Below are 26,114 nucleotides of genomic sequence, written 5' to 3'. Positions count from 1 at the left end.
AAACTATTTTTAACTAATAATTTTAGCAAACATATTGAAATGTTTTAATTAAATGCAAATAAATTTATAAATATTTTTTGGATTGTTAATTTTTGCTCACTTTTTTAGCTTTTTCCAGCTTTTCATAATATTGGCAAAAATAAGTAAGCTCACATACATCGCACTTGGGGCTACGGGCTACACAAACATATCTGCCATGCAAAATTAGCCAGTGGTGCGCTACCGCAATGGTATGTTCGGGCAAATTTTTAACCAAATCTTTCTCTACGGCCAAAGGCGTTTTCCCCTTGGTAAGTCCCAAACGGTTGGCCACCCTAAATACATGGGTGTCTACCGCCATGGCCGGAGCGTCATACACCACAGAAGCAATCACATTGGCTGTTTTACGGCCAACCCCAGGCATTTTCTGCAACTGGTTCACGTCCGCAGGCACCTCATTGTTAAAATCGTTAATCAACATATTGGCCATGCCCACCAAGTGCTTGGCCTTATTGTTAGGGTAGCTCACACTTTTGATGTAGTCAAACACCACATCTGGCGTAGTTTCGGCAAGCGCCTTGGCATTTGGAAACCGTTGGAAAAGTGCCGGAGTTACTTGGTTAATGCGCTTATCCGTACACTGGGCCGATAAAATAACCGCCACCAATAATTGATAGGGATTGTTATAATGCAGTTCAGTCTCGGCAAATGGCTGTTTGGTAGAGAAATGCTCCACAAAATGCTGGTAACGTTCTTTCTTTAGCATAAGCAAAATTACGATTTAGGAACTAAGAATTGCCATTTATCTTCGCGTTCTTTGCGTGTCTCTTATGTCTTCGCGTTAAATTAAACCGCAAAGGTTTTGGACGAAGTATTCGTAAAGAACGCAAAGTATAAAGGACCCTCATAAACTCGAAACCGATAACCCGTAACCCACAACCCATTACTAATACCCATAAAAAACCTAACTTTGTAGCAATGGCCCGAAAATCAACAAAGCAAAAAGAAAAAAAATCACTATTCAAACAAATTGTTGTGGTAGTGGCAAAACTGCTGCTATGGTTCTTCCTTTTTTCCATCATTTGGGTAGTGGCTTATCGATTTATCAATCCACCTATTACCTTTTTAATGGTGCAGCGCAATTGGGAGCGTAAAGCAGCTGAAAAGCCTGCCAAAATCAAAAATGAATGGGTGAAGTTTGAAGACATTTCCGACAATATGAAACGGGCCGCTGTGTCTGCCGAGGACCAGCTTTTCCTAAAACACATGGGCTTTGATTTAAAAGCCATCGAGAAAGCCTACGAAAGCAATCTCAAAAAAGGCAAAAAGAAAATCAAGGGCGGTAGCACCATTTCCCAGCAAACCGCCAAAAATGTGTTCCTGTGGCCTGGCAGGTCCTACATCCGGAAAGGTTTCGAGGCCTATTTCACCCTCCTGATCGAAGTATTGTGGAGCAAGGAGAGGATTTTGGAGGTGTACCTGAACGTAATCGAAATGGGCGATGGCATTTACGGAGCCGAGGCCGCTTCCCAAAAATACTACGGCCATTCCTGCAAAAAAATGAGCCGTTCCGAAGCCGCATTGTTGGCCGCATGCTTCCCAAATCCACTACGTTGGAACCCCAATAAAGCAACGAGGTATATTAAGCATAGGCAATACCTCATCATGAGGAACATGCGCAGGTTAGGGCCGTTGGATTTTTAGTTGTCCACCATTTTTTCGAAAAGCATGACAATGCCAGCATTCCGGCAGCTTCTTAAAACCAAAGCAACAGCATTGGGGATTTAGAGAAGTTTTAACAGCAAGAATATAGACTTACGAAGTTTTTAAACGGCACTAAAGTTAAACTTCGTCAGTCTTTTGCTACTTCTCCCGATCCTTTTTCTTATTCCATCTGATTTTAATTTCGCCACCTTCATCCACGGCTTTCAGGTGCAGTACAATGCCCTTCATACGGGCAAGCTCACGTTCCTCCTTGTCCACAATATCGGCGCTTTTTTTAGGATCCCTTAACGGAATATCCAGTGCAATGTTAGTTCCGCTGTTAAAGCCATAAACTCCTTTTACATCAAAATTAAGGGCAGTGGAGTTAACCTTCATCGGGCTGATGTCTACTTGATCGCCCCGCAGCGTAAGCGTTCCGTTCAATTTTTCCAATTGTACGTTGGATAAGTTGCGGCTCCTGAAAATAAACCTGCCCACCTTTTCCAAGGGTTCAAAACCTACCAAAGCCGCTTTGTCCAAGGTAAAATTAACCTTGCCAAACATTGATTTTGGAACCATGTTACCCTTTGCGGTTACCGTTCCCGAGGCATTTACATTGGCTGAAAGAAAGCCCTTTAAGTTTTTATTCGTCACTGATTGCTGACCAAAATTATCAAAGGCATAAAAGAACTCCTTTACGCTAACCTTAGCAATATTGGAATTAAATTTTACTTTGTTCAGTGCGTCCATCTGTTCTATTTTTCCCGTCACGCTAACCTGGCCGCCAGCGTGTTGTATTCCAATTTTGTTAAAATAAATGCCATTGCCAATCAACGAAATATCTGCATTTACCTGGTGCGCCACAAACCTTTGATATACGGCACGGTTCACTTTCAGTTTCAAGTGCATTTTTGACATCTCTAAAGCTGTACTCAACTGTTCCGAAGCCTCTTTGATGGCACTTTTGGTTGAGGTTCTTCTTTTCTTCGCTTTGCGGGGGCCTAAAAGTGGGATAAATTCATTGAGGTATAAATGCGGGCTGCTCAAATTCACATTAACCTCAATTTTTTCGGGATCGGTATAATAAAAGTTGAGAAAATTTTCAATAGCGCAGTTCATGTTCAGTACGCTTCGGCCTATCTGGAACCTGCTATTGCTAATATTCAGGTCCTTTTGGTTAAAATTAAGGTCCAGTGAACTGTTCACTAACTTTAGGTTGCGGGGCAAATAGGTGATGTTTGCGTTTTTGATCAAAACCTTCCCGTGGATCACCGGTTTGGTAAACAGGAAGTTGTCAATATCAGCCTGGCAAAATAAACGCAAATCAGCAGTGCCTTTCTCAAACTTAAAACTTTCCTCCTCAAAAGAATTGTTCAGTTTTGCTAAGTCAAAGGAAGAAGTGACCAGGCCTTGGGCCAAAGGTTTTTCCAAATTGGAAACGGTAAAGGTATCTATCTTAATGGGAGCGTTGTAATAATTGGCCTTTAGTCCATAAAAGCGGATAATGGAATTAGCATCGCCAATGGGCCTGTTGGTGGTATCTCGATTGGAGAAAAAACCAATAAAAGAACAGTCCGTTAAATTGCCCGAAGGAATAGAAACCTTATTATCCTTTACGGTCATTTTCACATTAATCAACGGATCCTTATGCGATTTATCCCCATCATCAATAATACTTCCCGTTACATCTATCGGTTGCTCTATTCCAAATTTTAAAAGTTTCGACGAAATATTAGGTGCCAGTAAATTAGCAATATTTGGGAACAAAATCTGGTCTGCCTTAATGGCAATAGAAAAAGCCGACTTGTTTTCGGCGATGTTAATGTTGGCGCCAATGTGAAAAATATCATTGCCAATTTTTAGGGGCTTTTGATCAATAATAATCACTTCGCCATCACCATCATAATGTGCACGCATTTTTCCAGATAGGCTTTTATCCTTTAAAAAACTACCTTTTCGGGTGTTGAAAGCAAAGCTCCTTACTTGAGTTTTCAGTTTGAAATCGCCATCCCAACGATTGCCAGGATATTTGATTTTGCCTTGCAGTTCATCTACAAAAAAGCTGAAAAGCTTAAAACGCTTTTGGTTGTCTATCACTAAATCAACTTTGTTCAAATCAATGATCCTTATTTGCAAGGAACTTGAACGGTCTTCATTCTCAGCGGCTTTTTTGGGGTTCTTGGTACGGAACATGCTCGTATTGCTGTAGCCGTTTGAGTCGGTATATAAATAGATACTGGCGTTATTGACGGCCACTTTACGGATATTGATGGTGCCTACCAATAAGGATAGTGCATTAAGCGTTACGTCGATATCCTTGGCCTTTAAAAGATCGTGTTTATGTATGTGCCAAAGGCTATCTTGCAACGAAACATTTTTAAGGGATACCGAAACGCCGGGAAAGCCCTTCAATAAAGTAGTTTCCATGTGCGATACCTGAACTTTTCCGTTTACCTTGGTGTTTACCTGGTTAAGGATTTTGGCCAGAATAGCTTTGTTGTTTTTGTGGATGTAGTAGGCGGCACCTACCCAAACTAAAACGAGTACGAGTAGCAGTCCAGCAATTACTTTCAGGGATATTTTGAGCCAACGCGTCATAAATGGTATTTGTTACAAGATAACAAATATTTACAACGGTTGTTTTTGTTGCTAGGAACTGGTAGCTAGGATTAGAGATTAGCGGGCAGTTGCCAGGGATTAGGAATTGGTGGGCAAGTAGCGCAGGTTACTCACGCTTCTTCATTTCGGGCACAGTTTAGAAATCTTTTCCGTACGTAAAGAAAAAACATCTGTAACAGAAATAGCATTAAGCTTTAAGGTTCCCATATATGCGAGAATGACGGTGTAGGAAAGGATGCTGGACTAATAAACAACTAGCCAGTTAAACAATTAGCCGTAAAAACGGTAAAGGAATACACATTGGGCTTGTGGCAAAAAAATTACTGGCAACTAATCAATTGCCCAACTGCTCGGCAAAAATGTTCTTGTGCCAGCTATCCTGCAGGGGCACTTCCCACTTCTGTTCAAAATCTTCTAAGGTTTGTACCAAATTATTAAACACAATGGTATTTAAGCCAATTTTTTTGATGCTAATTAGTGTTTCAAAATCCTCTTTGGTAGCCACATGGACAAGATCATCTATTTTGTAGGCCATATTAAAACGGTCAAAAAGATCCAGCCCAAATTTGCTTTCAATTTCCTTGATTGTCCTTACCGATGCATCGATAGAGCAGCCTGTGGCGTTGGCCATTTCTTGGTCTACCGTGAGTACAATAAAATACTGGTAAAATATTTCTGCCTTGGCTTTTAATTGCTGGCCGTGAGCCGTCCATTGTTCAACAAAGCGATCTAGGATATCCTGTATGGCGGTTGTTTCCTGATCCGTAAACTTTCGGTTGCTCTGGTAGATCCAAACTTTAGATTGTGGAGAAAAAATCATATCCCAAAAATATCAAAATATTTAACTTACCACTTTTAAAACGGAACTCTCATGCAAAAGTTTACATTGGACTTAAAAAAGTCTGTTTTCTTTTTGTTTGGCCTTGCTTTTTTGTTATTCTCCGGCTTTTCGGTAGCGGAGGATAACCGTGCATTTATTCATCAGTGGTTAAATAAATACTACGATAAAAATGGGCAAGCAGAGGCCTTAAAACGCTATGAACTGAACGTTACTAACACCGGCTTTTGCAGATATAGGAAGGTTTATTTGAATGGTAAGGAGGAGTTTTTTGCTTTTAACCTATCGCGCTTCAAATCTATGGACTACTATGGCAACACCAACAGCGGTGAGCTTTGGCTGCGTACCAAAAACGACGATGTGATTGTTCAAACGCGTAATGACAGGCAGGGAGCAGTTGACTCCATGTCTACCTATTTGGTAATCCCCATCAAAAATATTGACGAGGAGCAATTGAATGAGCTGGCCAGTAGGCTTAGGCAATTGGTTCAAAAAGATTTGGTTGCCAATAAGTAACACTAAGCTTTGTGGGTCGCATCATTGCCCATTCGGTTGGTAATTGTAAAGCATTAGTTGTCTTCAGGCTTACCAAGTTTCCGAAACTTCGTAAGCCTTGTAACGTACTTCTTAGATACAGCCGGACAACCCAGTAGTGATAAGTTACAGCCCGTTGGCTCTGGCGGTAATTTCGGCAATATCCAACACTTTAACTTCTTGCTCTTTGTCTTTCAGTTTCACGCCATCATTTAACATAGTCATGCAAAACGGGCAGCCAGCAGCAATAAATTGAGGTTCAGTAGCTAAAGCCTCTTCAATGCGCTCAATATTTACGTCTTTATTTCCTTTCTCAGGTTCCTTAAACATTTGAGCCCCACCAGCACCACAGCAAAGTCCGTTGGCCTTGCAGCGTTTCATCTCAACCAATTGGGCGTCCAAAACCTCAAGGGCTTTTCTGGGAGCTTCGTAAACACCATTTCCACGTCCCAAGTAGCAGGGGTCATGGTAAGTGATTTTTTTGCCCTTAAAGCTTTCGCCCCCTTCTGCTTTTAATTTACCTTCGTTAATGAGGTCTTGTATCAGTTGCGAGTGATGGATCACTTCGTAAGTGCCGCCCAAACCTGGGTATTCGTTTTTAATGGTGTTGAAGCAGTGAGGGCAGCCCGTTACAATTTTTTTGATGTTGTAGGCATTAAGCACCTCAATATTGGTCATGGCCTGCATTTGGAACAAAAATTCGTTCCCGGCCCTTTTGGCAGGGTCGCCGGTACAACTTTCCTCCGTGCCTAAAACGGCGTATTTTAAACCAACATGATGTAAGATTTTGCAGATATCGCGGGTGATCTTCTGCGCTCTCTCATCGTAACTGCCTGCACAGCCTACCCAAAACAATATCTCTGGTTCTTCTCCTGCGGCCATTAACTCGGCCATGGTTGGTACTTTGAATTCCATTTTTTTAGTATCTAGTAATGAGTATCAAGTATCAAGACTTGAATTCATAATCTTTGTTCCTTGTTCTTTGCTCTTTAATCCTAGTTCCTTGCTCTTTAATCCTTGTTCCTAATTCCCTTCAGCCCAGTTAAACCTATCTGCAGGCGAGTATTTCCAAGGGGCTCCGTTGTTTTCTACATTGCCCAACATGGCATTGATACTGGCTGGCGCTACCGATTCTTCCATCACGGCATATCTTCTCAATTCTACGATAATGCCTAGCGGGTCAATATTTACGGGACAAGCTTCGGTACAGGCATTACAGCTGGTACAGGCCCAAATTTCTTCCCTGGTAATGTAATCGTCCAACAATGACTTGCCATCTTGGTGATCTGCACCATGTTTGTCGATGTTTTTACCTACTTCCTCCATACGGTCGCGGGTATCCATCATAATTTTACGAGGCGAAAGTAGCTTTCCAGTCATGTTTGCTGGGCATACAGAAGTACATCGGCCACATTCCGTACAAGTATAAGCATTCAATAAATTTACCCAGGTAAGATCTTGGATATCTTTAGCGCCAAATTTCCCTGGAGCGGTTTCAGCGGGTACAAATGATGGATCAAGCATCGCCTTAACCTCATTGGTTACACTGTCCATGTTGGTAAATTCTCCCTTAGGTTTCAAGTTTGAAAAATAGGTGTTAGGGAAGGCCAACATAATGTGGAAGTGCTTGGAATAGGGTAGGTAGTTTAAAAAACCAAAAATACCTACAATATGAAACCACCAGCAAAAACGCTCCATGAAAATTAATGTATCAATACTATCAGGAAGTAAGCCCTGCAATAGGCCACTTACCGGAAAAGCGCCTGCCTGTTGGTAATGTGCTACGCCTAAAGCCTGTAGTTTGGCATCGGCAGCATTCATCAGCAAAAAAGCCGACATTAATAAAATTTCGGTAATTAAAATATAGTTGGCATCTGATTTTGGCCAGCTTTTCATTTCTACGCCGGAAAAACGTTTTAGTTTTAATAGGTTTCTTCTGATCAGAAAAATGGCACAAGCCAACCAAACTCCTGCGGCCAAAAGCTCAAAACTTCCAATTAAGAAGCTGTAAAAGCCTCCCAAGTCAGCAAATATCCTGTGGGTGCCAAATACACCATCAATTACAATTTCTAAAACTTCGAGATTGATGATCACAAAGCCCAAATAAACCACCAGGTGCAGCAGGAAAGGCACTGGCCTTACCGCCATTTTGGTTTGGCCAAAAGCTACTTTCAACATGGTCATCCATCGTTCCTGTGGCCTGTCGCTGCGGTTGGCGGCTTTGCCCAGTTTAATGTTTCTGATCACCTTGCGAGCATTGTGCGCAAATAGCGCAGAACCTGCAATGACCAATAAGACGAATATTATTTGTGAAACCATACTTTATTAGGGTAATGCTACAACGAAGTTAAAATATTTAGATATAAAACATATTATTATGCATGCATAATTTTCTAAATTTAGAATGGTTATGAATTATGAAGCACTTTGTACAGGAATTAATTGATTGATTTTTAAGATAAAAGGCTGTTTTGATGAAATTAATTGAGATTTTTTTTAAAAAAAATTTTGCCTTTCGAAAAAAGAAACTACATTTGCATTCCCAAACGGAGGTGCCTTAGCTCAGTTGGTAGAGCAAAGGACTGAAAATCCTTGTGTCGCTGGTTCGATCCCAGCAGGCACCACTTCCCAAAGCCTTGTTTTCATAACGGAAATAAGGCTTTTTGCATTATATACGTATTTATGCTTTGAGCGGCAAACCACGTGATTGTCGGCAAAAAGCGATTCAACTACCTGTGGACCATCTGGAAGATGATCAGGTAAATACCAGGTATGCACCTTCAAATCTCAATAGCATCTATTGTTATAGTTGGTGCCGCTCTTTTTTCAAAATATCCGCCTGCTAGCAGATTAATTGCTACCTTTGCGCCCAAATGATCAACCGGATAATCGCCATTGCCATGCTTTTTGCGATGATAAGTACCAACTTATCGCGGTTTCTGATCTATGCACAGTTTAAGGCGAACCAAGAGGAAATTGCCGCCAAGCTATGCGAGAATAGGAATAGGCCCGAACTCAACTGCCGCGGTAAGTGTATCCTAATGAAAAAGTTGAAGGAAGCCGAACAAAAGGAGAAGAAACAGGAACAGGAATCGATGAAAAAGTCGGGAGTTGACGTGTTCGTTGTTACTGAACCGATACTCCTTTCTTTCCGCCGCAACATTCCGCAAAATCACTGGCCGTTGGTAAATGTATTTGAACTCGCCGGTTTCCACATGGATATCCTGCATCCGCCAGCCCAGTTGTCATAGCACATTCTAGGGATAGTTATGCACCATCGGCTTTGATGGTCGCTGTCTTTACTAAAAAAACAGTTATCCATTTATTTTGATTGGCTTGGACTTGTAATGCCCAAACCGGACATATTTGCCATCAATCCATTGCAATAGCAACCAAGGTGGTCAGGGCAGCTATCCTCATTTTAGCTGGCTCAAGGTATGGCAGGTGCAGAAAAGGTTAGGCCACACCTATAGCGGTTAGGTACTGAATCTGATCAACGTTAAATGTGGACGATGCCATGCTGGCGTGCTTTACGGACAGTAGTTGCCATAGCACTGGCCTTGATCACCTACTCGGCGACGATCAGGAACGGGGTTGCAGGCGTTGGTACGGGTAAACCATGGTCCAATGGGCATGGAGGCTTTTAGATTCCCTCACTGAGGAATGTGAAGTTGGCCCTTTGTGCACGATGGTAGGTGTACTGCAATTGACCAGGTACTGGCACATGACCCAACGGGCATTAAATTCTCCGCATTGGTCGGCGAGCAGCTTTACCAGGACAATGGCCAGTTGGGCATTTCACTATTTGCGATAGATAACTAGGCCATAACATCATGTTTGGATGCTCTTACGATAGGGAGCTCACCAGCAATAAAAATTTGCTGACCCCAAAAAATAACCATGAACAGAAGCGTTGCCTTAACACAGCTTCAATAAATTAAAAAGATGAAAAGAACAATTTTATATTTCGTAACCATGATTACGCTAGCGCTGGGTGCATGTTCCAAAAAGGACGATGTGGCTCCTGATTTCAAGGAGGAAAACCTGGCACCCTTTTCCATTGAATTCGACAACATTGTTGGCGACCGTACCTTTTCCCTCAACAATACGGGCAGTCCTTATACCAATGCGGCCGGTGAAAAATTTACCATCTCCCGCCTCCAGTATTTTATTAGCAACATCAAATTGACCACGGTTTCGGGGCAAACCTATACCGTTCCCCAGGACAGCAGCTATTTCATGATCAGGGGGGATGACAGGGCCAGCCGCTTTACCAAGGTTAAGGTTCCCGAGGGAGATTATACCAAAGTAAGCTTTGTCATTGGGGTGGACAGCCTGCGTAGCACCATGCCTGTGGACAAACGCAAAGGAGTACTGGATCCTGCGGCGGGTGATCACCAGACCGATGGCATGTACTGGGGGTGGAACTCTGGCTATATTTTCCTGAAATTTGAGGGTAATTCTCCTGTGGTTTCCGATGATGCCAACGGTGATCCAACGGGCAAAAAGCAGTTCAAATACCATATTGGCTTTTTTGGTGGCTACTCTGCGCCTACCATCAATAACATCAAAACGGTGACCATTGACCTGAATGCCGCAGGTATTGCTAAAGTCCGTAAGAACAGACAAAGCAACGTGCATCTTTTTGTAGATATCATGAAGGTGTTCAACGGTAAAAATAGCTTTAAGATTGCCGAAAACCCAAACGTGATGTTCGGCGCTTTCAGCTCGCTGATTGCTGAGAACTACACCGCCATGTTTACCCATGACCATACTGAAAATTAACGGGAGATGAACAGCAGACATTTGACCGTAATATTTCTATTGGGGCTTTTTATTTTGGCCTGCAAAAAGGATGGTCTGGTTATGGAGAAGGCAGAACGGTGGCTGGGCTTTAAAAAGCCCGCTAACTTTCCAGAGCCAGTTTATAAGCTGGCTAATAATCCGGTGACCAGGGAAGGTTTTGAGCTGGGCAGGGCACTTTTCTATGAGCCCAGACTTTCCAGAGACAACACTATTGCCTGTGGTTCCTGCCACATCCAATCCTCGGCATTTACCCAACATGGGCATGATGTTAGCCACGGTATCGAGGATAGGCTGGGCACGCGGAACTCGCCGCCGATCATGAACCTGGCCTGGAACAAAGCCTTTATGTGGGGCGGAGGGGTTTATGACCTTGACCTGCAACCCATCACGCCAATCACGGCCCATGAGGAGATGGATGAGAGCTTGGCCAATATCTACGCCAAGCTACAGGCGATGCCCAAATACAGGGCGATGTTCAAGGCCGCTTTCGGCTCTGAGGAGATCGGTACCGTGCCTTTCATGAAGGCCCTCTCCCAGTTCATGGTCATGTGTATCAGCAGCAATTCCAAATATGACAAGGTCATGCGAAAGGAAGCTGGAGCAAGCTTTACCGCCTTGGAACAGGAAGGTTATATGCTTTTCAAGGAAAAATGTGCCTCATGCCACTCGGAGCCTTTATTTACCGACGGCTCGTTCCGTAACAACGGTTTGGGCATTGGTCCCATTAATGATCAGGGTCTTTATCCAGCAACGCTGAAAGAAACTGATCTATACCGTTTCAAGGTACCCTCGTTGCGCAATCTGAGCTATACCGGGCCCTACATGCACGATGGCAGGTTCCTGACACTGAACGGTGTGCTGGAACATTACAACGCAGAGGTGCAGGACACGCCAAACTTGGACCCACGGTTAAAACGAGACGGCGTGCTGGGGATCAGGCTGAGCTCGGATGATAAGATGAAACTAACCGCTTTTCTTTCGACCCTCAACGATACAGAATTTATCAATAACAAACTGCTAGCAGAACAGTAAGGAAAATGAAAAAGAGATATGCTATTTTACTTTTGATCTTGGCCAGCTTTTCGGCTGCGAAGGCCTGCGATATCTGCGGATGTGGCGTGGGCAGCTATTACCTGGGGCTTCTGCCAGAATTCAACAAGCGTTTCGGTGGTATTCGTTACCAGCACAAGAGCCTTCAGACACACTTAGGGCCCCAAGGACAGCGAACGCCTATTACGGCCAATGAAACCTATCAGAGCGTTGAACTTTGGGGCGGATGGAATATCGGCAACAAATTTAGGGTACTGGCCTTTGTGCCCTATAACTTCAACCTTAGGGAAAGCCAAACTGGCAACGGGCAAAAAGATGGGCTGGGAGATATCGCCCTGATGGGCTATTACGGTCTTTTTGACCACCGTACATCCCTGGGTCAGCAGTTCTTGGTGCAATCGCTCTGGGTAGGTGCAGGTATCAAGGTTCCTACAGGAAAATATGAAGCCTCGGAGAGGTTGGCTATGACCGAATCACCGAACAATTTCCAACTGGGAACGGCCAGTACCGATTTTACACTGAACGCCATTTATGATGTCAGACTGCAGGATCTGGGACTGAATGTGAACCTGAACTATAAGATCAATACCGAGAATAGCCATGGTTACCGCTATGGCAACAAGTTTACCTCCAACGTACTGGCCTATTATAAATTTAGGTTGGCAAAATCGCTGAGTATAGGGCCCAATGCGGGAGTTTTGTACGAAACTGCCGTAAAAGATGTTGAGGATGATCAATATGAGGTGGCAACTTCTGGCGGACATTCGCTTTCGGCGGTGGCGGGAGTGGAAATGTCACTGAAGAAGTTCTCCGTGGGAGCAAATTATCAGAACGTACGAGCGCAGAACCTGGCCGGTGGCCGTGCCTATGCAGGCAATAGGCTGATGCTGCATACCTCTTTCGCTTTTTAACTGGAATTAGCTAAATTGATATTTACCAGTCAAGGTGCTTGAGCCCGTACATCAGACAAGAATGAAAGAATAAGTTATTATCGAGGACAAAATTTTAGACAATGAAGATACAAATTAAAACGAATGCCGCATGGGCAATAGTTGCCCTGTGTGGCCTGCTTGCTTGCAAAAGCTCACCTGACTACAAAAAGGTTAGACAGGAGGTGATGGATAAGCATGATGAGCTCATGGTTGATAGTGAATTGGCCATCCACAATAAAATGAAGCTGGATACGCTGGCAAAGATCAAGCTCAAAGAGTTTAAGGCGCTTGATGGTTCCCTTGATACCGCTGCCGAAAAGAAGCAGATAGATGATCTTGGAAAATTGCTGGACAAGGCAGATGAGCGCATGATGGATTGGATGCAAGAATTTCAGGCCGATGTGGGAAACAAATCAAACGACGAGGCGATAGCCTACTTCAAGGCTGAGATGGTTAAATTGAAGAATATGGATCAGGCTTTCAAACTGGCACTTTCCAGATCGGATGCCTACCTTAAAAAGTTTGATCCGGCACATCAAAGTGTTTCTTCAAAAGATCACGGACATGCGCATTAGACAGAAAAGGATGTTGACTGTAAAAAGTTGTGTTGCCTGTTGATATGGTACCTTTTTGACCAGTATTGTGGTCGGCTATTCGGAAGAAAAAAGGCCACCTACTGGTCAATCATGTAGAAATTAAAATCTGGAGAAGTGATCCAAAGAGTTATCCTTTTATCAGGATAGCTAAACCTCCTTTGCGGGCTTAAACTGATGTTGAAAATCAGCAGAGGAAAGTTGCTAAGGGAATAGGCTAGACATTGCTTGGATAAAATAATTGTTAGGGCTGCCGGTAATTCCCAGCAATCTTCAGGGCCATTTTTTTGTAGGCCCGTTTTACCGCTACTACATCCAAACGGTGGCAAAATATTTTGCACCCTATCAAAGCCGCACACTTGCAGATCGATAGGATAACAGTAACTAAGGGTTTCAGCGAATGAGTAGCCAGAACTAAGATATGGGCGCTAGCAAGAATATCAACATGAGCTCGGATATCATTTCCTTAAATATTAAATATAAATAGCTAAATTGTTGAACGCCTAACGCTATATAGCTTATGAAGATCCTGGTAGTAGAGGATGAGGAACTGTTGAGGGAAAATATCATAGATTACCTGAAGTCAGAGGGTAACGTGTGCGATATTGCCGCTAATTTTGATGCCGCTGACGAAAAAATAGCGTTATATGACTACGACTGTATCCTGCTGGATCTTACCCTACCGGATGGGGATGGACTGAAACTGTTGCAGTTGCTCAAAAAGCAGGACAGGGGCGAGGGAGTAATCATCATCACGGCCCGGGGTTCGGTTGACCAGCGGATTGAGGGGCTGGCCTTGGGGGCAGATGATTATTTGGTTAAGCCTTTCCATCTCTCTGAGCTCAGTGCAAGGGTAATGGCCGTGGTAAGGCGTAGATGGTTCAGTGGCAATGACCTGGTGGTATTCAATGAACTGAGCATCGACATCAAAAGTAAGATCGTTAAGGTTAATGCTGAGCTGATCAGCCTTACGAAGAAAGAGTTTGACCTGCTGGTCTACTTTATGTCCAATAGGTCAAAGGTAATTTCCAAATCGGCTCTAGTAACCCATATCTGGGGCGACCATGCAGATATGGCCGATAGTTTTGATTTTGTTTACACCCACATGAAGAACCTGCGGCGCAAGCTGGTTGATGCAGGCTGTAAGGACTATTTTCATTCGATATATGGCGTGGGCTATAAATTTGCAGATCTGTGAAACTTTTTACCGCATATAACCGTGTCCTGTTGATTACTGGTAGCTTAGGCCTTTTGGCTATTGGCTACCTGTTTTACCATACTTTGGGCAATTACCTAGACAGGCAGATCGATAATTATTTGGTGGAGGAATTATTGGAGGTAAAGGATTATGCTGCCAAAAAAGAAAATTTTCCCGCACATGTAGCCTTTGAGGACCTGGTTATCGAATATCATCGGATTCCCAAGCTGAAACGAAAACGGCATTTTGGGGATACCGTTTTCTATAACGCTAAAAAAAAACTCAGTGAAACTGGCAGGTATCTGGAAGAAGACCTGGTGATGGCGAGCGAAACCTATCGTGTAAAGATTATTGCGTCGAAGATTGCCCATATCGATCAGGCCAAAAGTATTTTCCTGGTGATTATCCTTCCTGTATTTGGCCTGTTGCTGTTGTTATTGCTGGTTAGCCATTACATGATCAAAAGAATATGGTTGCCATTCAGACAGTTGCTGATCAACCTAAAATCGTTCAACCTTAATCAAGAACAGGACTTTGTGCAGGTACCTACCTCCATTGCTGAATTTAGGGAACTTAACGATGCCATTGTAGACATTTCACAACGGGTAAGGTCAGACTACCGGCAGATTAAGCTGTTTACCGAAAACGCCTCGCACGAGATGATGACGCCTATTGCCGTAATCAATGCCAAATTGGATACCATGTTGCAATCGAGCGATCTGGATGAGGAGCAGAGCAGAAACCTCGCTGACCTATATCGGGCAACGGCCAAATTGACCAAACTAAACCAGTCCCTATTGCTTTTAGTTAAAATTGACAATAACCTGCTTAACGATAGAGCACAGCTGAACTTCAAAGAAATGGTAGCGGAAAAGCTGGTTTACTTTCAGGAGTTTACGCAGCGGAGGAATATCTCCGTTGATACGGAACTGGAAACACACGCCTTGTTGATGAACAGGTACCTGGCGGATATTTTATTGGACAACCTGATTGGCAATGCCGTTAGGCACAATTATGAAGGTGGCAACATTGTGGTGAAATTGGACCGCAAGAGCTTTTCGGTAAGCAATACCGGCATTGAGGGTGCGCTAGATAGTACCGTTGTTTTCGAGCGCTTCTATAAGTCGCCTTCTTCAGAAGGAATGGGGCTTGGTTTGGCCATCGTAAAGCAGATTGTAGAACTCCACCAATTTCGCATTTCCTACGACTATCAGGGCGGACGGCATAATTTTGTAGTTTCGTTTTAAACCAATGACGTTGCAACCTTAATTTAGATTGGGCAGCTAAAGTTTGGTGATGGGATTACTGTGGTCTATCCATTTTTTGGTGGTGGAGCAATGGTTTTTAGCGCTTATAGGCAAGCACGCGATCGGCCAGTTTTATATGATACGCTTAACTTGTTCTTTTTCTTTTCTTGGGAAGAAGATCCTATTGACATTGGTATTTTGTTTTGCCTGGGGCAATTTAAAGGAATTGCTAATCTTATAGTCTTTCTATAAAATAAAAAAGCGAAACAGTTATGTTAGATACCTTCAAAACCCAAGATGTGTATGCTTTTAAGGACAGTTTTGCCCGTCTAAAACTATTTTGTGTAATGAATTAACTTGTTGATTAATTTGCTTTTATGTAGATTTTGGCGGCGTTTGGCACTATTTTTCCTCCTAACTGGCCAATGGGGCAATTCCCAGTCTATGAATGAATAATATATGAAACTAAAAATTACAAAATCTGCACTTCTAATAGCCTTGGTAGGCATTTCAGGTTCAGTGATGGCGCAGGATATGTCATCAACAGACGGAACACGTTTTTCTACGCAACAATTTCGTACCTGGTCGATAGGTGTACACGCTGGTGTAACCACGCCCAGAACGTTGTTTGACGGAAAGTTTAGGGATTTCCAAACCACAAAGGAAAACTTAGGTTATGGTGGTTATGTTAAAAAACAACTTTTACCTTCCTTGGGTATTCAAGCGGAATTTTTAGCGGGTAAAGTTGAAGGTTTAAGAGCTTGGACCGGTGCTACCGATGCCGCCGGGAATCCAATCTATTTGGGCAACTCGGGTTTTGTGAGCCGAATGGAATGGGCTGGTGCTGTAACGGCAGTATATAATATTGCGAACATCAATATCAATAACGAAAACGGCATTTTGATCCCTTATGTAAAAGCCGGTGCGGGCTATATGTCTTCCAATGCATCTACTTATGCAGGTTCAGCTAGCAATTACCAAGGTTATGACCAAAGATGGTACATCCCAACAGGTATTGGTTTCAAACTTGGCTTAACCAAAGGGATTAACCTTGACTTGGGCTATGATGTCAATTTCGTGAAATCGTCTACATTTGATGGTTTAAACCGGGCCAACAATGATAAATTTGCTTATGCACATGCCGGTCTGGAATTTGCTTTGGGTAGCAAACAAAAACCGCAGTTGCAGAACTACAGTTCATTGGCAGCACTTCGTATCCAATCTAAAGAAGAAAGTGAAGCATTGAGAAGAGCACTATCTACCGCCGAACAGAATGCACAGCGTGATAGGGAACAGTATGCTAAGGATATGGGCGATGATGACAATGATGGCGTAGCAAACAAATTTGATAAATGTCCGGGAACCGCTCCAGGTACCGTGGTTGATGGTTCTGGATGTCCTATCAAGGTACAAAGAGAAGTGGTAAAAGAAACCAAAGTAGTGGTAACCGAAGCCGACCGTAAGGTGGTTGATGAGGCCATTAAAAACTTAGAATTTGACTTGGGCAAAGCCACCATCAGAGCAAAATCTTATGCTACGCTAAATACTGTTGCGGCATTATTGGTTGAAAAGAACTTTAGCTTAAAATTGGCTGGCCATACGGATATTACTGGATCAAGAGAATTGAACTTACGTTTATCTAAAGAGAGAGCAGAATCTGTAAAAGCCTACTTGGTATCTCAAGGCGCAAATGCGTCACGAATTGAGGCTACCGGATATGGCCCTGACCAACCAATTGCCACGAACAAAACTGCTGCGGGCCGTCAACAAAACCGCCGCGTTGAGTTTACATTATTCTAATCTATGGTTTTCTGTTAAACAAAAACTAGGGAAAGGCCCGCCGAATATTCGGTGGGCCTCTTTGTTTCAATAAAATTTCGTTTTCATTTTGCTTTTCAAAAAAAGGAGTTACATTTGCAATCCCAAAACGGGAGGTGCCTTAGCTCAGTTGGTAGAGCAAAGGACTGAAAATCCTTGTGTCGCTGGTTCGATCCCAGCAGGCACCACTTCCAAAAAAGCCTTGTTTTCATAACGAAAACGAGGCTTTTCGCATTTATAACCCTTTATTTTCGTTTATTGTTAGTATCAGCTACGTTCATTTCTGCATGGTTTTTTGTTAAACTGACCGTGAATGTTTTAAAAATGTTTTAAAATTTTAAGAAACAAAAGCGGTCATAATTTAAATTTTATGGCAACTGTAAGAGAAGTGGTTCTTCCCCACACACAAAAGAAGGATGGTACCTGGAATGTCAAGATTAGAGTTAGTTTCAAAAGAAGGTCTTCCTATATTGACACACAGCACTATATCGGACAAAAGCAACTACGAAAGGATTTTACGATCAAGGATGAATTTATATTAACCATATTGAATCCAGTGGTAGATTCCTTCAGAAAACGTATATCGGAGCTAGGTGAAAGTCTAGAACTATATACTTCAAAAAGTCTCGTCGCATATCTAACCATGTGTGAGGAAACCGCAGAAACTATTAATATCATAGCATTCGGTGAAGAGCAGATCAGATTGCTGGATCAGCAGAAAAGGATTGGAAGCAGGAACGACATGAAGAAGGTCGTCAACAGTCTTCGGGATTATTTTAAGGCAGAGTTTATACCTATAACTGAAATAAGGTCAAAAATGCTCGAAAATTATGAAAGATATCTTCGCTCGGAAAGAACAATGTTCAGGCCCGACCAGTTTGGAAATCTTGTGGAGAGAAGGTCCAAAGGATTGACCGATGTAGGACTCCATAATCATATGAGGGACCTCAGAATACTATTCAACGCGGCGGTCAAAAAATTTAACGATCCGGAGCTGGGCGTTACCGTTATCAAGCATTACCCATTTGAGAAATATAAGATCGTATCACCGCCTGATACAAATAAGAGGAAACTGTCAATAGAAGATATCGAAAGGATTAGTAAAATCGAGCTCCCAGCGAATTCCCGTGCTGAGATGGCCAGAGACCTGTTTATGCTGAGTTTCTACCTTTGCGGCATGAATCCTGTAGATCTCTATAGATTACCGGAAGAGATGGATATTGAAGATGGGAGGTTAGAGTATAACCGCTCCAAAACAAAGGATAGAAGAAAAGATAAGGCCTTTATGAGTTTAAGCATACCTGATGTTGCTAAGCCGCTACTTATAAAATATATCAGAACCTTGAAAACTAGATATGCCTCACATGAGAATCTGGACAGTGCGCTGAGTTTCGGTATGAGAAAGATTGGAGCTGCCCTAGAGATCAAGAAACTACAATTCTATGATGCAAGGCATGCCTTTGCCGATCTTGCGCGTAATAAATGTGGATTTCAAAAAGACGATGTAGCGATGGCACTAAATCATAAAGACAGCAGCAATTCTGTTACGGATGTTTACTTGAGCAAAGACTGGACGATTGTTGACAGACTTCAGAAGAGTGTCCTGTCACTATTTGATACACCCGCAAAACTTGGATTCTGCAACTTAACAACATTTTATATCAGCTCTAAGAGCTGCACTTCGTAATCCTGGATATATTCTGAGTGTTGAAAAAAATATTAATTTAAGTAGCATGAAAAATTTAATTCTATTTTTTCTGACTTGCATTATTGCGACAGGCGCATTTTTGTCAGGTCTAAATATGAAAAACCCATTTCTGGCATTTGTTGTGGGTTTTGGCGTTTGGATACTTTTTATTTACAGGATGTCCCGTAAATAGACTTCTTGTTACCTTGGCGTTTTATGTCTCCCAGGTGAAGAATAGTCAAAAATTGGCACTTTTTTTTCAAAGTGCCAATTTTTGTGTAAGTGTTCATGTCATTTAGGTGTAAAGTGTTCGTTTTATTGATTTTGAGGGGCTAAGGTGTGTGGCCTAATTTGATAATTCCTCTTTATAGTAATTCAAATCTTTTGCCTAAAACTAAAATAACCCTGACTGCTTGAGAAAAGAGCTTTTTTTTTGAATTGGTACTTGCATTATAAGTAATTATGAGTTCGATATCAACCTTTGTTTAGCAAAAGAAAGGCTTGATAGCTCGTTAATATCAAACTACGCAAAGTCTAATTTCAAAAAATTGGGAAGATGGGACAGTGTTAAGCACACTATGAGAATTGTTGTGTTTGAAAGGAATTAGATTGGCTACTATCGTCGGAATGCACATCAATACCAAAGCATAATTTTTTTGGTTGCATGATCTTTTTTTTGATTTTAATGGTCGCTTTTAAAAAGAAAAAAATTGAAGGACAATTTTACTTGTACTATCTATCCTAATGAAGGCTTTAATATATAAGCTTGTAGAACTCTTTAGTATCGGGTAAGGAAAAGAGGTGGTTGTCATGTTTTAAAGGCTATAAACCTATTGGTTTTTACGGTTTTAATCCAGCTTTTGTTCTCTCAAATACTAATTTATTATATTGTAAACATAGGAGGTGGTGGCAATACGGCGGTGGAAATAATATTTTCAATGTTTTATTCGCTAATCGCCTTCAGTTCGAGCTGACGCAATACTAATCTGCAGCAGAATTAACGATGAACTTTCGTAACTTTATTCCGCAGCGGTGCTATTTTGCCGGCAGACGAATAAAATTTCATTGACACTTAATTGTTTATCCAAAAACTGTAAAGTTATAGACAGATAAGACCCCAATTGGTTTCTATGAGGACTTTCGTGAAAGGTGAATTTTCTAAGGATTTGTGTCATGAAGGACAAAACTTTGTTGAAAATGGTCAAAAACATCCGATTTTCTATTTTGTAACGTAATGTTTTAGAGTTTTTTATACGCTTTTTGAGGGTTTTAAGAAAAATGTTTAGTTTCGTCAATGAAAATGAATAAGTTAGTAATCATTGAAACTAACTACACCATAAAAATCAATGGAGTACGAAAAAATTAAGCCTTGCAGAGAATTAGAACCCTTCATTCATTTCTATTGGGAACTAAAAGGAAACAAACTCGAAACACAATGGGAACGGGTTTTTCCAGACGGTTGTGCTGGCGTTTTAATGAACCTGGGTGGTAATTGTCTGACTGACAACGGATCTGCTATAATGGAATTTGGAAGCACATACGTAGTTGGGGCAATGACTTCATTTAAAGACAGCTTTATCGATAACGATACATATTTAATAGGCGTTTGTTTAAAGCCCGCAACTTTCGCAAATTTTTATAGTTATACTTCACAAAATGAGCTAACAAATCATACCGTTGAATTGGAAAAAACGAATTCATTTGATATTGATAAGACGCTTCAAAATCCATTCAATTATTTTAACCATTTCTATTCCGAAAGGATAAAAAACAAAACCAACCCTTTACAATCCGTAATTAACGATATACAATCAACAAACGGGCAAATTAATATATACGAACTATCAAAAAAAAATTTCATAACGGTAAGACAGTTAGAGCGAAATTTTAAAAGACTAGTTGGACTGTCGCCAAAAGAATATTCAAACATTATCCGCTTCCAAAATGCTTTGAGTTTAATCAAAAAATCAAGGCAAAATCGTAGCTTACTAGATATCTCCTTTGAATGTGGCTTTTACGACCATTCACATCTTAGCAATGAAATCAAGCGATATACTGGACTTCCACCATCATTAGTTTAATTTGTCGCATTTTTACAAGGTACAAGTGATTGCCGAAAGGTAACTTTGGTGAAACTTTAAAATTAAACCGATGCGAAAAATATGCCTTTTTATAGCAACAAGTTTAGACGGCTATATTGCCAAACCTAACGACGACCTTAGTTTCTTAAAATTAGTTGAAAAGGACGGCGAAGACTATGGTTATGCAGAATTTACCGACACAATCGATACCTTAATTATTGGTAGAAAAACCTATGATTATGTGCTGAACGAAATTGGCTCATCTCATTACGACAACGGAAAACGAGATGTTTATGTTATAACAAGAGCCGAAAGACCACAGGTGGGCAGAACAATTTTCTACACAGGAAGCATAGCCGAATTGGTCAAACAACTAAAATCTAAAAATGGAAAAAATATTTATTGTGACGGTGGCGCAGAAGTGATAAATGAACTATTGAAACACGAATTTATAGACGAATTTATAATTTCGATAATACCAGTTTTATTAGGAAATGGAACAAGACTTTTTAAAGACGGAAGACCAGAACAAAAACTTAGCTTTATTGAAGCAAAAACATTTGAAACGGGATTGACACAACTGCATTACGAGCAGCAAAATAAACAACAACAAACATAAAAAGGTCGCTAAATAAGTAAATGTTAAAAGTTATAAAAAAATATTAGACAAATCACTGCAAAAGACCTTAATCGCAAGACGAGTTAAAGCACTTAAAATTTCACTTGAACCAATAGACAATGTACTTCTGAAATTAATGACTTATGGACAACAAGAAAAACGAACCGCTAACAAAGTATTGCCAAAAGTGGGGATGGAATGGCTTCGATTGGACGTTTGTACAAGGTTCAAGTATCGTCCTTCATTGAACTTTTGTGCTGAAAACCCCGCCTTCGTGAATATCAACCCCGTTAACGGTCAGGCAAAGAACTGCACTGCCAGCATCGAGCAACAAGGATAAAAATGAACAAAACCAAAAGTAATTGACAAAATGATTTTGATTACTCAACTGATTTACATTATTGATGGACAAGAAAAAGTTTTTGAGGAGTTTGAAAGTATTGCTATTCCCATAATTTTAAAACATAGCGGGAGACTTTTGTTGCGGATTAGACCGACAGAAGACAGCGTTATAGAAAGCCATATTGATAAACCTTATGAAATTCATCTCGTAGAATTTCAAACGCCACAAGATTTTGACTGCTTTGTGAAAGATGAGGAGCGAAAGAAATTTTTACATTTGAAAGAAAAATCTGTCAAGAATACAATTTTAATTCAAGAGGTGAACTATGACAACAAATTTCCGAAGAGGCTACGGACGGCAGACAAAAAATACACAGATTAACAAAGCAGTTTTTTAAGGAAATATTTGAACATGGTCATCACTATAATCAAAAGTTGTTTGACATTTTTTCGGACAATCTAGCTAAGTCTTCTGACAAATCCCTGAAATTGTCTAATCATATTTTGGAGGCTCACCACTTTGAGGACACGGAATTGACCCACAGAAACGGACATTTTGTGAACAATATTTATGATGGTCTGACCGTGTATTTTCAAACCAAACCATCAGGAAATAGGATTTGTCTATTCTGCGATAGACATTCGGTTGCCTTAATGTAGAGGGTATCGTAAAAGTTATGGATAGTGAAAATAGAAACTAAATCGAATTCAAGCAATTGAATTACGACTTTTAGGACATGTCGTTGGTTATAAGATGGCAAGTTTCATTTAGTCGGCACTAAACACGTGCTAACAATGATTATTTGTAAATTCTTATACAGATCTGCGCATCGAAATTGATGCGATATCTCGAAGTTCCTGCAGGTTCAGCTCTGGATGATCTACCGTTCCCAGATCTTTTAGTGCTATGTCCTCCATAGCATCTGTCATCAGTACACGTTTTCTGGCATGTAACGGATCTTCCGCGAGGTACCTATACGATCATACTTTCTTCGGTAGGAAGAAACAGTGTCCATAAGCTGATCAAGCTATAAGGGACAGTTAATGAAATACGAATTCCCATGCAAATAGTGCATGGGAATTTTCCCATAACCGTAATCCTGCTAAACTCTTAACTCCTTTTTTAGAGGCAGATCGCAGTACTCATTGGGAATGCTTTCGTCCCATGTCATCATCGCTATGCTCGACCATCGACCTATTAATCTCTACCTAAGATTTCTTCTAAGTTAACTGAAGGTTAAGCATAGGGCTGAATCCAGTGCCCACCGATAAAAGGTTAGGTATATTGGCCCATCTGGCTAATGGATGTGGAAGAGCTGTGTGATTTTGAGGTACATTGTAAATAGCATGACCAATATTCCCAATGTCCACAACAAAATCTTCGCCCTGAAAGTTAGATAGCGGTCGTTTCTGTTGCGCCTATTTTCTGTGAGATAGGGCTTGCGGTCCCTACGTTTCTTGCTGACTGGCATTTTTTACGTTATGATCTGGTTTAATGTGGTACCTGGGTAGGCGTGGCTACATGGATGGGCGCAGGAACTATATGCCAAAGTGGAAAAGAATGTAAGGTCAAAACGTATGGCTTAAAGTCGCCGAAATGCCTCCTTTGCTATAGTATGGCATCACAACTGGGCCTTTTCCGTTTTTGGAAAATATACCCTTGATCTTTGGATATAGCCAATAGGCTGCCTGGGTGGAGAGTATCCCAACACCTGCCCCGGCAACTACATCGCTGAACCAATGCTTGTTGTTGTACATTCTGAAAAGACCTACAGAACTTGCCACGGTATAACTGGTAATCGTATACCAAACGGATCTATCACCGTATTCGCGCCTCATGAATTCAGCAGATGCAAAGGCCTCGGCGGCATGTCCAGATGGAAAGGCATTGGAGGTCCCGTCCGGTCTGGTGATATCTGTAGCATTCTTTACTCCTTGGGTAAACGAGTTGAGTATGATATTCGAAACCAGGTATATTCCCGCCTGGTCAATGGTTTTATTCCTGCCCTTCACTCCTGAAATACTAAGACCAAGGGTAACGGCACCAGGGGCAAACTGCATGTAATCGTCTATCCTGATCCTCTTGTGGGGATGCTCGAGAAAAAACTCGTGCCGTCCGGCTTCATCGAGGTTCCTTAAAGGGGTAGCCCCCAGTGTTGCAAATCCGTAGGCCAAAGCGGCAGCGGGAATGATGGTGGACCTCCATTTGAAACGTCCTTCTTTTGACGGTCCGACCGCGGATGCTGTATCGGTGTTCTTCGCCAACTGAGCCTGCGAGCTGAAATAGAAAAGGCAGATAATGATAATCAATGTATTTTTCATTGGTTTTTTTGTTTTTTTAGTTTCAGTCCCTCGTTCTTGTATAGATAGAATGCCGATTGATAGTAGGCTATGGCACGTTCTATAGCTGATTTTGGCAGCTTTTTGGGAGACTGTTCGTTTGTAATTGGGTTATAGATAAATGTTTCTGGATTCTTTTTGGGACTGAGGATGACCAGCGAGTCCCTTTGCAGAAGTGCGAGCTTTTGGTAGGTTCCAAGCAGGGCCCTTGGGCTATAGTTTATGTCAAGAACGTTCATGCCGTAAGTATTGTCAACGTAGCTCCAGCCCAATTTAGGAAATAGAGTGGGATAGAGGTCGACCTGGGAGCATAATGGCGTGATCACTTCCGGATTGGTTTCCCTAAGGTTGTAGATCATCGCTGGTATCCTGTACTTGGCGATATCTATCTCGTTTTTTCCCGCGCTGGAAGCACAGTGGTCGGCAATGAAGATAAATATCGTGTTGGCAAACCAAGCTTTCTTTCTAGCTTCACCTAGAAATTTTCCGATGGCATAGTCGGTATATTTCACCGCTCCATCACGGCCCGTGCCCGAAGGAATATCTATGCCGCCAGCGGGATAGGTGAAGGGGCGATGGTTTGATGTAGTCATCACGAAGTGATAAAAAGGTTTGCCCTTGGCGGCCATGATGTCCGAATTACGGATGACCGAACGATAAAGGTCTTCGTCACTGATGCCCCAGGCATTTTCAAAACTGACTTCACCGTCGGGTATCCTGCTCCTTTTTCCCATATAGGAATCTCCCATCGTAAATTTCCTTCCCCGATCTATAATGTCAAAACCATTACTGCCAAAGTATTGGTTCATGTTGTCGAAATACCCATCACCGCCATAGAAAAAGGTCGTTTGGTATCCCTTATCTCGAAAAATACTACCGATGGTCGTCAGGCCTGCATTGTCCTTTCGTCTCACAATGCTATTACCTGGGGTTGGAGGGATTGCCAGGGTAAGGGCTTCCATTCCCCTGACAGTCCGCGTTCCGGTCGCATACATGTTACGAAAGAGTAGGCTGCGCGAGGCGATCGAATCCAGGTTAGGTGTCAGGCCCCTGTTATTTCCGAACGTGCCCATAAAATCTGCGCTGAAACTTTCCAGTACCACCATGATCACATTTGGACGTTCTTCATTCCGGTCACTCGAAATATTCCTTTCTATAGAGCTCCAGTGTTCCCTAAATTCGGCTTTAGGCCCCTTCAGCTGTTGTCGAATGATTGCCATCGATTTTTTCTCAGTGATGAGGGGATAAAATTGGTTGTAGTTCAGTTCGTTGCTCCTGAATGCTGCCACGAAGGAGTATATGCCCGCCTTGGATAGTTCGTTCTGGTAACGATTGGAACTGCTTTCAGACCAGGTATTGCTGGTAGACCACAAGAGTAAAGAACAAACGAAAATGATTGAAAGGGTCATTGTCAGCCTGAAACCCAGCGCTGTCCTACTTTTGATGCTCTTGGAAATGGCTCTGGAATGAAGTCTTGTAATGACCGATGCGGCCAGTGTGACACAGCCGATCAGTATCGGCAATGGATAGGATTGATTGATATTGGCGACCACTTCATAGGTGTAGATAAGATAGTCTACCGCAATAAAATTGAAGCGGCTCTCGAATTCCGACCAGAACGTATATTCGGCGAAGAAAGAGAATACGGCAATAAACGACATCAGAAAGATGAAAAGATAGCTCATGGCCTTTCCGACCCGAGAACCTAGTACCTTATTTCCAAACAA

General features: G+C 41.9%; 21 protein-coding genes and 2 tRNA genes. 16 read left to right on the top strand and 7 right to left on the bottom strand.

Going from position 1 to position 26,114, the window contains the following annotated elements; all coding sequences use genetic code 11:
- Positions 1–85: 85 nt before the first annotated feature.
- Positions 86–745, bottom strand: a complete 660-nt coding sequence (gene nth, locus DUT71_RS17760; protein ID WP_113663895.1) for an endonuclease III — start codon at positions 743–745, stop codon at positions 86–88.
- 212 nt (positions 746–957) lie between these two features.
- On the opposite strand from nth, the gene mtgA reads away from it, so the two are divergent.
- Positions 958–1,683 carry a monofunctional biosynthetic peptidoglycan transglycosylase gene (mtgA, locus tag DUT71_RS17755; protein WP_113663894.1) on the top strand — a complete coding sequence of 242 codons (726 nt, stop codon included), beginning with the start codon at positions 958–960 and terminating at the stop codon, positions 1,681–1,683.
- 159 nt (positions 1,684–1,842) lie between these two features.
- Here mtgA and DUT71_RS17750 read toward each other — a convergent pair whose 3' ends face one another.
- Positions 1,843–4,281: an AsmA family protein gene (locus DUT71_RS17750; protein WP_113663893.1), complete on the bottom strand. Its 2,439-nt coding sequence runs from the start codon at positions 4,279–4,281 to the stop codon at positions 1,843–1,845.
- A gap of 355 nt (positions 4,282–4,636) precedes the next feature.
- Positions 4,637–5,122, bottom strand: coding sequence for an ABC transporter ATPase (locus tag DUT71_RS17745; protein ID WP_113663892.1), 486 nt, complete (start codon positions 5,120–5,122; stop codon positions 4,637–4,639).
- 51 nt (positions 5,123–5,173) lie between these two features.
- On the opposite strand from DUT71_RS17745, the gene DUT71_RS17740 reads away from it, so the two are divergent.
- Positions 5,174–5,656, top strand: coding sequence for a hypothetical protein (locus DUT71_RS17740; RefSeq protein ID WP_113663891.1), 483 nt, complete (start codon positions 5,174–5,176; stop codon positions 5,654–5,656).
- Positions 5,657–5,800: 144 nt separating this feature from the next.
- On the opposite strand, the gene DUT71_RS17735 is transcribed toward DUT71_RS17740, so the two are convergent.
- Together DUT71_RS17735 and DUT71_RS17730 are read right to left on the bottom strand one after the other, a co-directional pair.
- On the bottom strand, positions 5,801–6,589 hold the full coding sequence (locus DUT71_RS17735; RefSeq protein ID WP_113648870.1) for a (Fe-S)-binding protein: 789 nt from the start codon (positions 6,587–6,589) through the stop codon (positions 5,801–5,803).
- 108 nt (positions 6,590–6,697) lie between these two features.
- Positions 6,698–7,993 carry a (Fe-S)-binding protein gene (locus tag DUT71_RS17730; protein ID WP_113663890.1) on the bottom strand — a complete coding sequence of 432 codons (1,296 nt, stop codon included), beginning with the start codon at positions 7,991–7,993 and terminating at the stop codon, positions 6,698–6,700.
- 232 nt (positions 7,994–8,225) lie between these two features.
- Between DUT71_RS17730 and DUT71_RS17725 the strand changes: the two genes are divergently transcribed.
- The 14 genes from DUT71_RS17725 to DUT71_RS17650 all read left to right on the top strand — a co-directional run bounded on the left by DUT71_RS17725 (position 8,226) and on the right by DUT71_RS17650 (position 22,429).
- Positions 8,226–8,298, top strand: a tRNA-Phe gene (locus DUT71_RS17725).
- Between the two features lie 417 nt (positions 8,299–8,715).
- Positions 8,716–8,925 (top strand): hypothetical protein, encoded by a 210-nt coding sequence (locus DUT71_RS20290; protein ID WP_162796105.1) that lies wholly within the window; start codon positions 8,716–8,718, stop codon positions 8,923–8,925.
- 694 nt (positions 8,926–9,619) lie between these two features.
- Positions 9,620–10,459, top strand: coding sequence for an MbnP family protein (locus DUT71_RS17715; protein WP_113663888.1), 840 nt, complete (start codon positions 9,620–9,622; stop codon positions 10,457–10,459).
- Between the two features lie 6 nt (positions 10,460–10,465).
- Positions 10,466–11,512: a cytochrome-c peroxidase gene (locus tag DUT71_RS17710; RefSeq protein ID WP_113663887.1), complete on the top strand. Its 1,047-nt coding sequence runs from the start codon at positions 10,466–10,468 to the stop codon at positions 11,510–11,512.
- A 5-nt stretch (positions 11,513–11,517) separates the two neighbouring features.
- Positions 11,518–12,441, top strand: coding sequence for a transporter family protein (locus DUT71_RS17705; RefSeq protein WP_113663886.1), 924 nt, complete (start codon positions 11,518–11,520; stop codon positions 12,439–12,441).
- Between the two features lie 101 nt (positions 12,442–12,542).
- Positions 12,543–13,037, top strand: coding sequence for a hypothetical protein (locus tag DUT71_RS17700; protein WP_113663885.1), 495 nt, complete (start codon positions 12,543–12,545; stop codon positions 13,035–13,037).
- 538 nt (positions 13,038–13,575) lie between these two features.
- Positions 13,576–14,253, top strand: a complete 678-nt coding sequence (locus tag DUT71_RS17690) for a response regulator transcription factor (RefSeq protein WP_113663883.1) — start codon at positions 13,576–13,578, stop codon at positions 14,251–14,253.
- On the top strand, positions 14,250–15,500 hold the full coding sequence (locus tag DUT71_RS17685; RefSeq protein ID WP_113663882.1) for a sensor histidine kinase: 1,251 nt from the start codon (positions 14,250–14,252) through the stop codon (positions 15,498–15,500). Before DUT71_RS17690 ends, DUT71_RS17685 begins: the two co-directional genes overlap by 4 nt.
- Positions 15,501–15,959: 459 nt before the next feature.
- Entirely contained in the window at positions 15,960–17,300 is a 1,341-nt protein-coding gene (locus tag DUT71_RS17680) for an OmpA family protein (RefSeq protein WP_113663881.1), read from the top strand.
- 133 nt (positions 17,301–17,433) lie between these two features.
- Positions 17,434–17,506, top strand: a tRNA-Phe gene (locus tag DUT71_RS17675).
- 182 nt (positions 17,507–17,688) lie between these two features.
- Entirely contained in the window at positions 17,689–19,005 is a 1,317-nt protein-coding gene (locus DUT71_RS17670; RefSeq protein WP_113663880.1) for a phage integrase SAM-like domain-containing protein, read from the top strand.
- Between the two features lie 1,346 nt (positions 19,006–20,351).
- A complete protein-coding gene (locus tag DUT71_RS17665; protein WP_113663879.1) occupies positions 20,352–21,086 on the top strand; it encodes a helix-turn-helix transcriptional regulator in 735 nt (244 codons plus the stop codon).
- Positions 21,087–21,156: 70 nt separating this feature from the next.
- Positions 21,157–21,705, top strand: a complete 549-nt coding sequence (locus DUT71_RS17660; RefSeq protein WP_113663878.1) for a dihydrofolate reductase family protein — start codon at positions 21,157–21,159, stop codon at positions 21,703–21,705.
- Positions 21,706–22,075: 370 nt separating this feature from the next.
- Positions 22,076–22,429 (top strand): DUF1330 domain-containing protein, encoded by a 354-nt coding sequence (locus tag DUT71_RS17650; RefSeq protein ID WP_113663876.1) that lies wholly within the window; start codon positions 22,076–22,078, stop codon positions 22,427–22,429.
- A 1,187-nt stretch (positions 22,430–23,616) separates the two neighbouring features.
- Here the strand turns inward: DUT71_RS17650 and DUT71_RS17645 are convergent.
- Positions 23,617–24,369: a phosphatase PAP2 family protein gene (locus DUT71_RS17645; protein ID WP_113663875.1), complete on the bottom strand. Its 753-nt coding sequence runs from the start codon at positions 24,367–24,369 to the stop codon at positions 23,617–23,619.
- Positions 24,366–26,072, bottom strand: a complete 1,707-nt coding sequence (locus DUT71_RS17640; RefSeq protein ID WP_240186979.1) for an LTA synthase family protein — start codon at positions 26,070–26,072, stop codon at positions 24,366–24,368. Before DUT71_RS17640 ends, DUT71_RS17645 begins: the two co-directional genes overlap by 4 nt.
- Positions 26,073–26,114: the final 42 nt, after the last annotated feature.

The sequence above is a fragment of the Pedobacter nanyangensis genome (assembly GCF_003313505.1).
Lineage (GTDB): Bacteria > Bacteroidota > Bacteroidia > Sphingobacteriales > Sphingobacteriaceae > Pedobacter > Pedobacter nanyangensis.
Note: the sequence above shows the minus strand (reverse complement) of the source record. Positions and strands in the feature narration are given on the sequence as shown.

Excerpts from the sequence above, each read along its gene's own strand:
- nth (WP_113663895.1), bottom strand. The coding sequence starts at position 745 with ATGCTAAAGAAAGAACGTTACCAGCATTTTGTGGAGCATTTCTCTACC.
- mtgA (WP_113663894.1), top strand. The coding sequence starts at position 958 with ATGGCCCGAAAATCAACAAAGCAAAAAGAAAAAAAATCACTATTCAAA.
- DUT71_RS17750 (WP_113663893.1), bottom strand. The coding sequence starts at position 4,281 with ATGACGCGTTGGCTCAAAATATCCCTGAAAGTAATTGCTGGACTGCTA.
- DUT71_RS17745 (WP_113663892.1), bottom strand. The coding sequence starts at position 5,122 with ATGATTTTTTCTCCACAATCTAAAGTTTGGATCTACCAGAGCAACCGA.
- DUT71_RS17740 (WP_113663891.1), top strand. The coding sequence starts at position 5,174 with ATGCAAAAGTTTACATTGGACTTAAAAAAGTCTGTTTTCTTTTTGTTT.
- DUT71_RS17735 (WP_113648870.1), bottom strand. The coding sequence starts at position 6,589 with ATGGAATTCAAAGTACCAACCATGGCCGAGTTAATGGCCGCAGGAGAA.
- DUT71_RS17730 (WP_113663890.1), bottom strand. The coding sequence starts at position 7,993 with ATGGTTTCACAAATAATATTCGTCTTATTGGTCATTGCAGGTTCTGCG.
- DUT71_RS20290 (WP_162796105.1), top strand. The coding sequence starts at position 8,716 with ATGAAAAAGTTGAAGGAAGCCGAACAAAAGGAGAAGAAACAGGAACAG.
- DUT71_RS17715 (WP_113663888.1), top strand. The coding sequence starts at position 9,620 with ATGAAAAGAACAATTTTATATTTCGTAACCATGATTACGCTAGCGCTG.
- DUT71_RS17710 (WP_113663887.1), top strand. The coding sequence starts at position 10,466 with ATGAACAGCAGACATTTGACCGTAATATTTCTATTGGGGCTTTTTATT.
- DUT71_RS17705 (WP_113663886.1), top strand. The coding sequence starts at position 11,518 with ATGAAAAAGAGATATGCTATTTTACTTTTGATCTTGGCCAGCTTTTCG.
- DUT71_RS17700 (WP_113663885.1), top strand. The coding sequence starts at position 12,543 with ATGAAGATACAAATTAAAACGAATGCCGCATGGGCAATAGTTGCCCTG.
- DUT71_RS17690 (WP_113663883.1), top strand. The coding sequence starts at position 13,576 with ATGAAGATCCTGGTAGTAGAGGATGAGGAACTGTTGAGGGAAAATATC.
- DUT71_RS17680 (WP_113663881.1), top strand. The coding sequence starts at position 15,960 with ATGAAACTAAAAATTACAAAATCTGCACTTCTAATAGCCTTGGTAGGC.
- DUT71_RS17670 (WP_113663880.1), top strand. The coding sequence starts at position 17,689 with ATGGCAACTGTAAGAGAAGTGGTTCTTCCCCACACACAAAAGAAGGAT.
- DUT71_RS17665 (WP_113663879.1), top strand. The coding sequence starts at position 20,352 with ATGGAGTACGAAAAAATTAAGCCTTGCAGAGAATTAGAACCCTTCATT.
- DUT71_RS17660 (WP_113663878.1), top strand. The coding sequence starts at position 21,157 with ATGCGAAAAATATGCCTTTTTATAGCAACAAGTTTAGACGGCTATATT.
- DUT71_RS17650 (WP_113663876.1), top strand. The coding sequence starts at position 22,076 with ATGATTTTGATTACTCAACTGATTTACATTATTGATGGACAAGAAAAA.
- DUT71_RS17645 (WP_113663875.1), bottom strand. The coding sequence starts at position 24,369 with ATGAAAAATACATTGATTATCATTATCTGCCTTTTCTATTTCAGCTCG.
- DUT71_RS17640 (WP_240186979.1), bottom strand. The coding sequence starts at position 26,072 with ATGAGCTATCTTTTCATCTTTCTGATGTCGTTTATTGCCGTATTCTCT.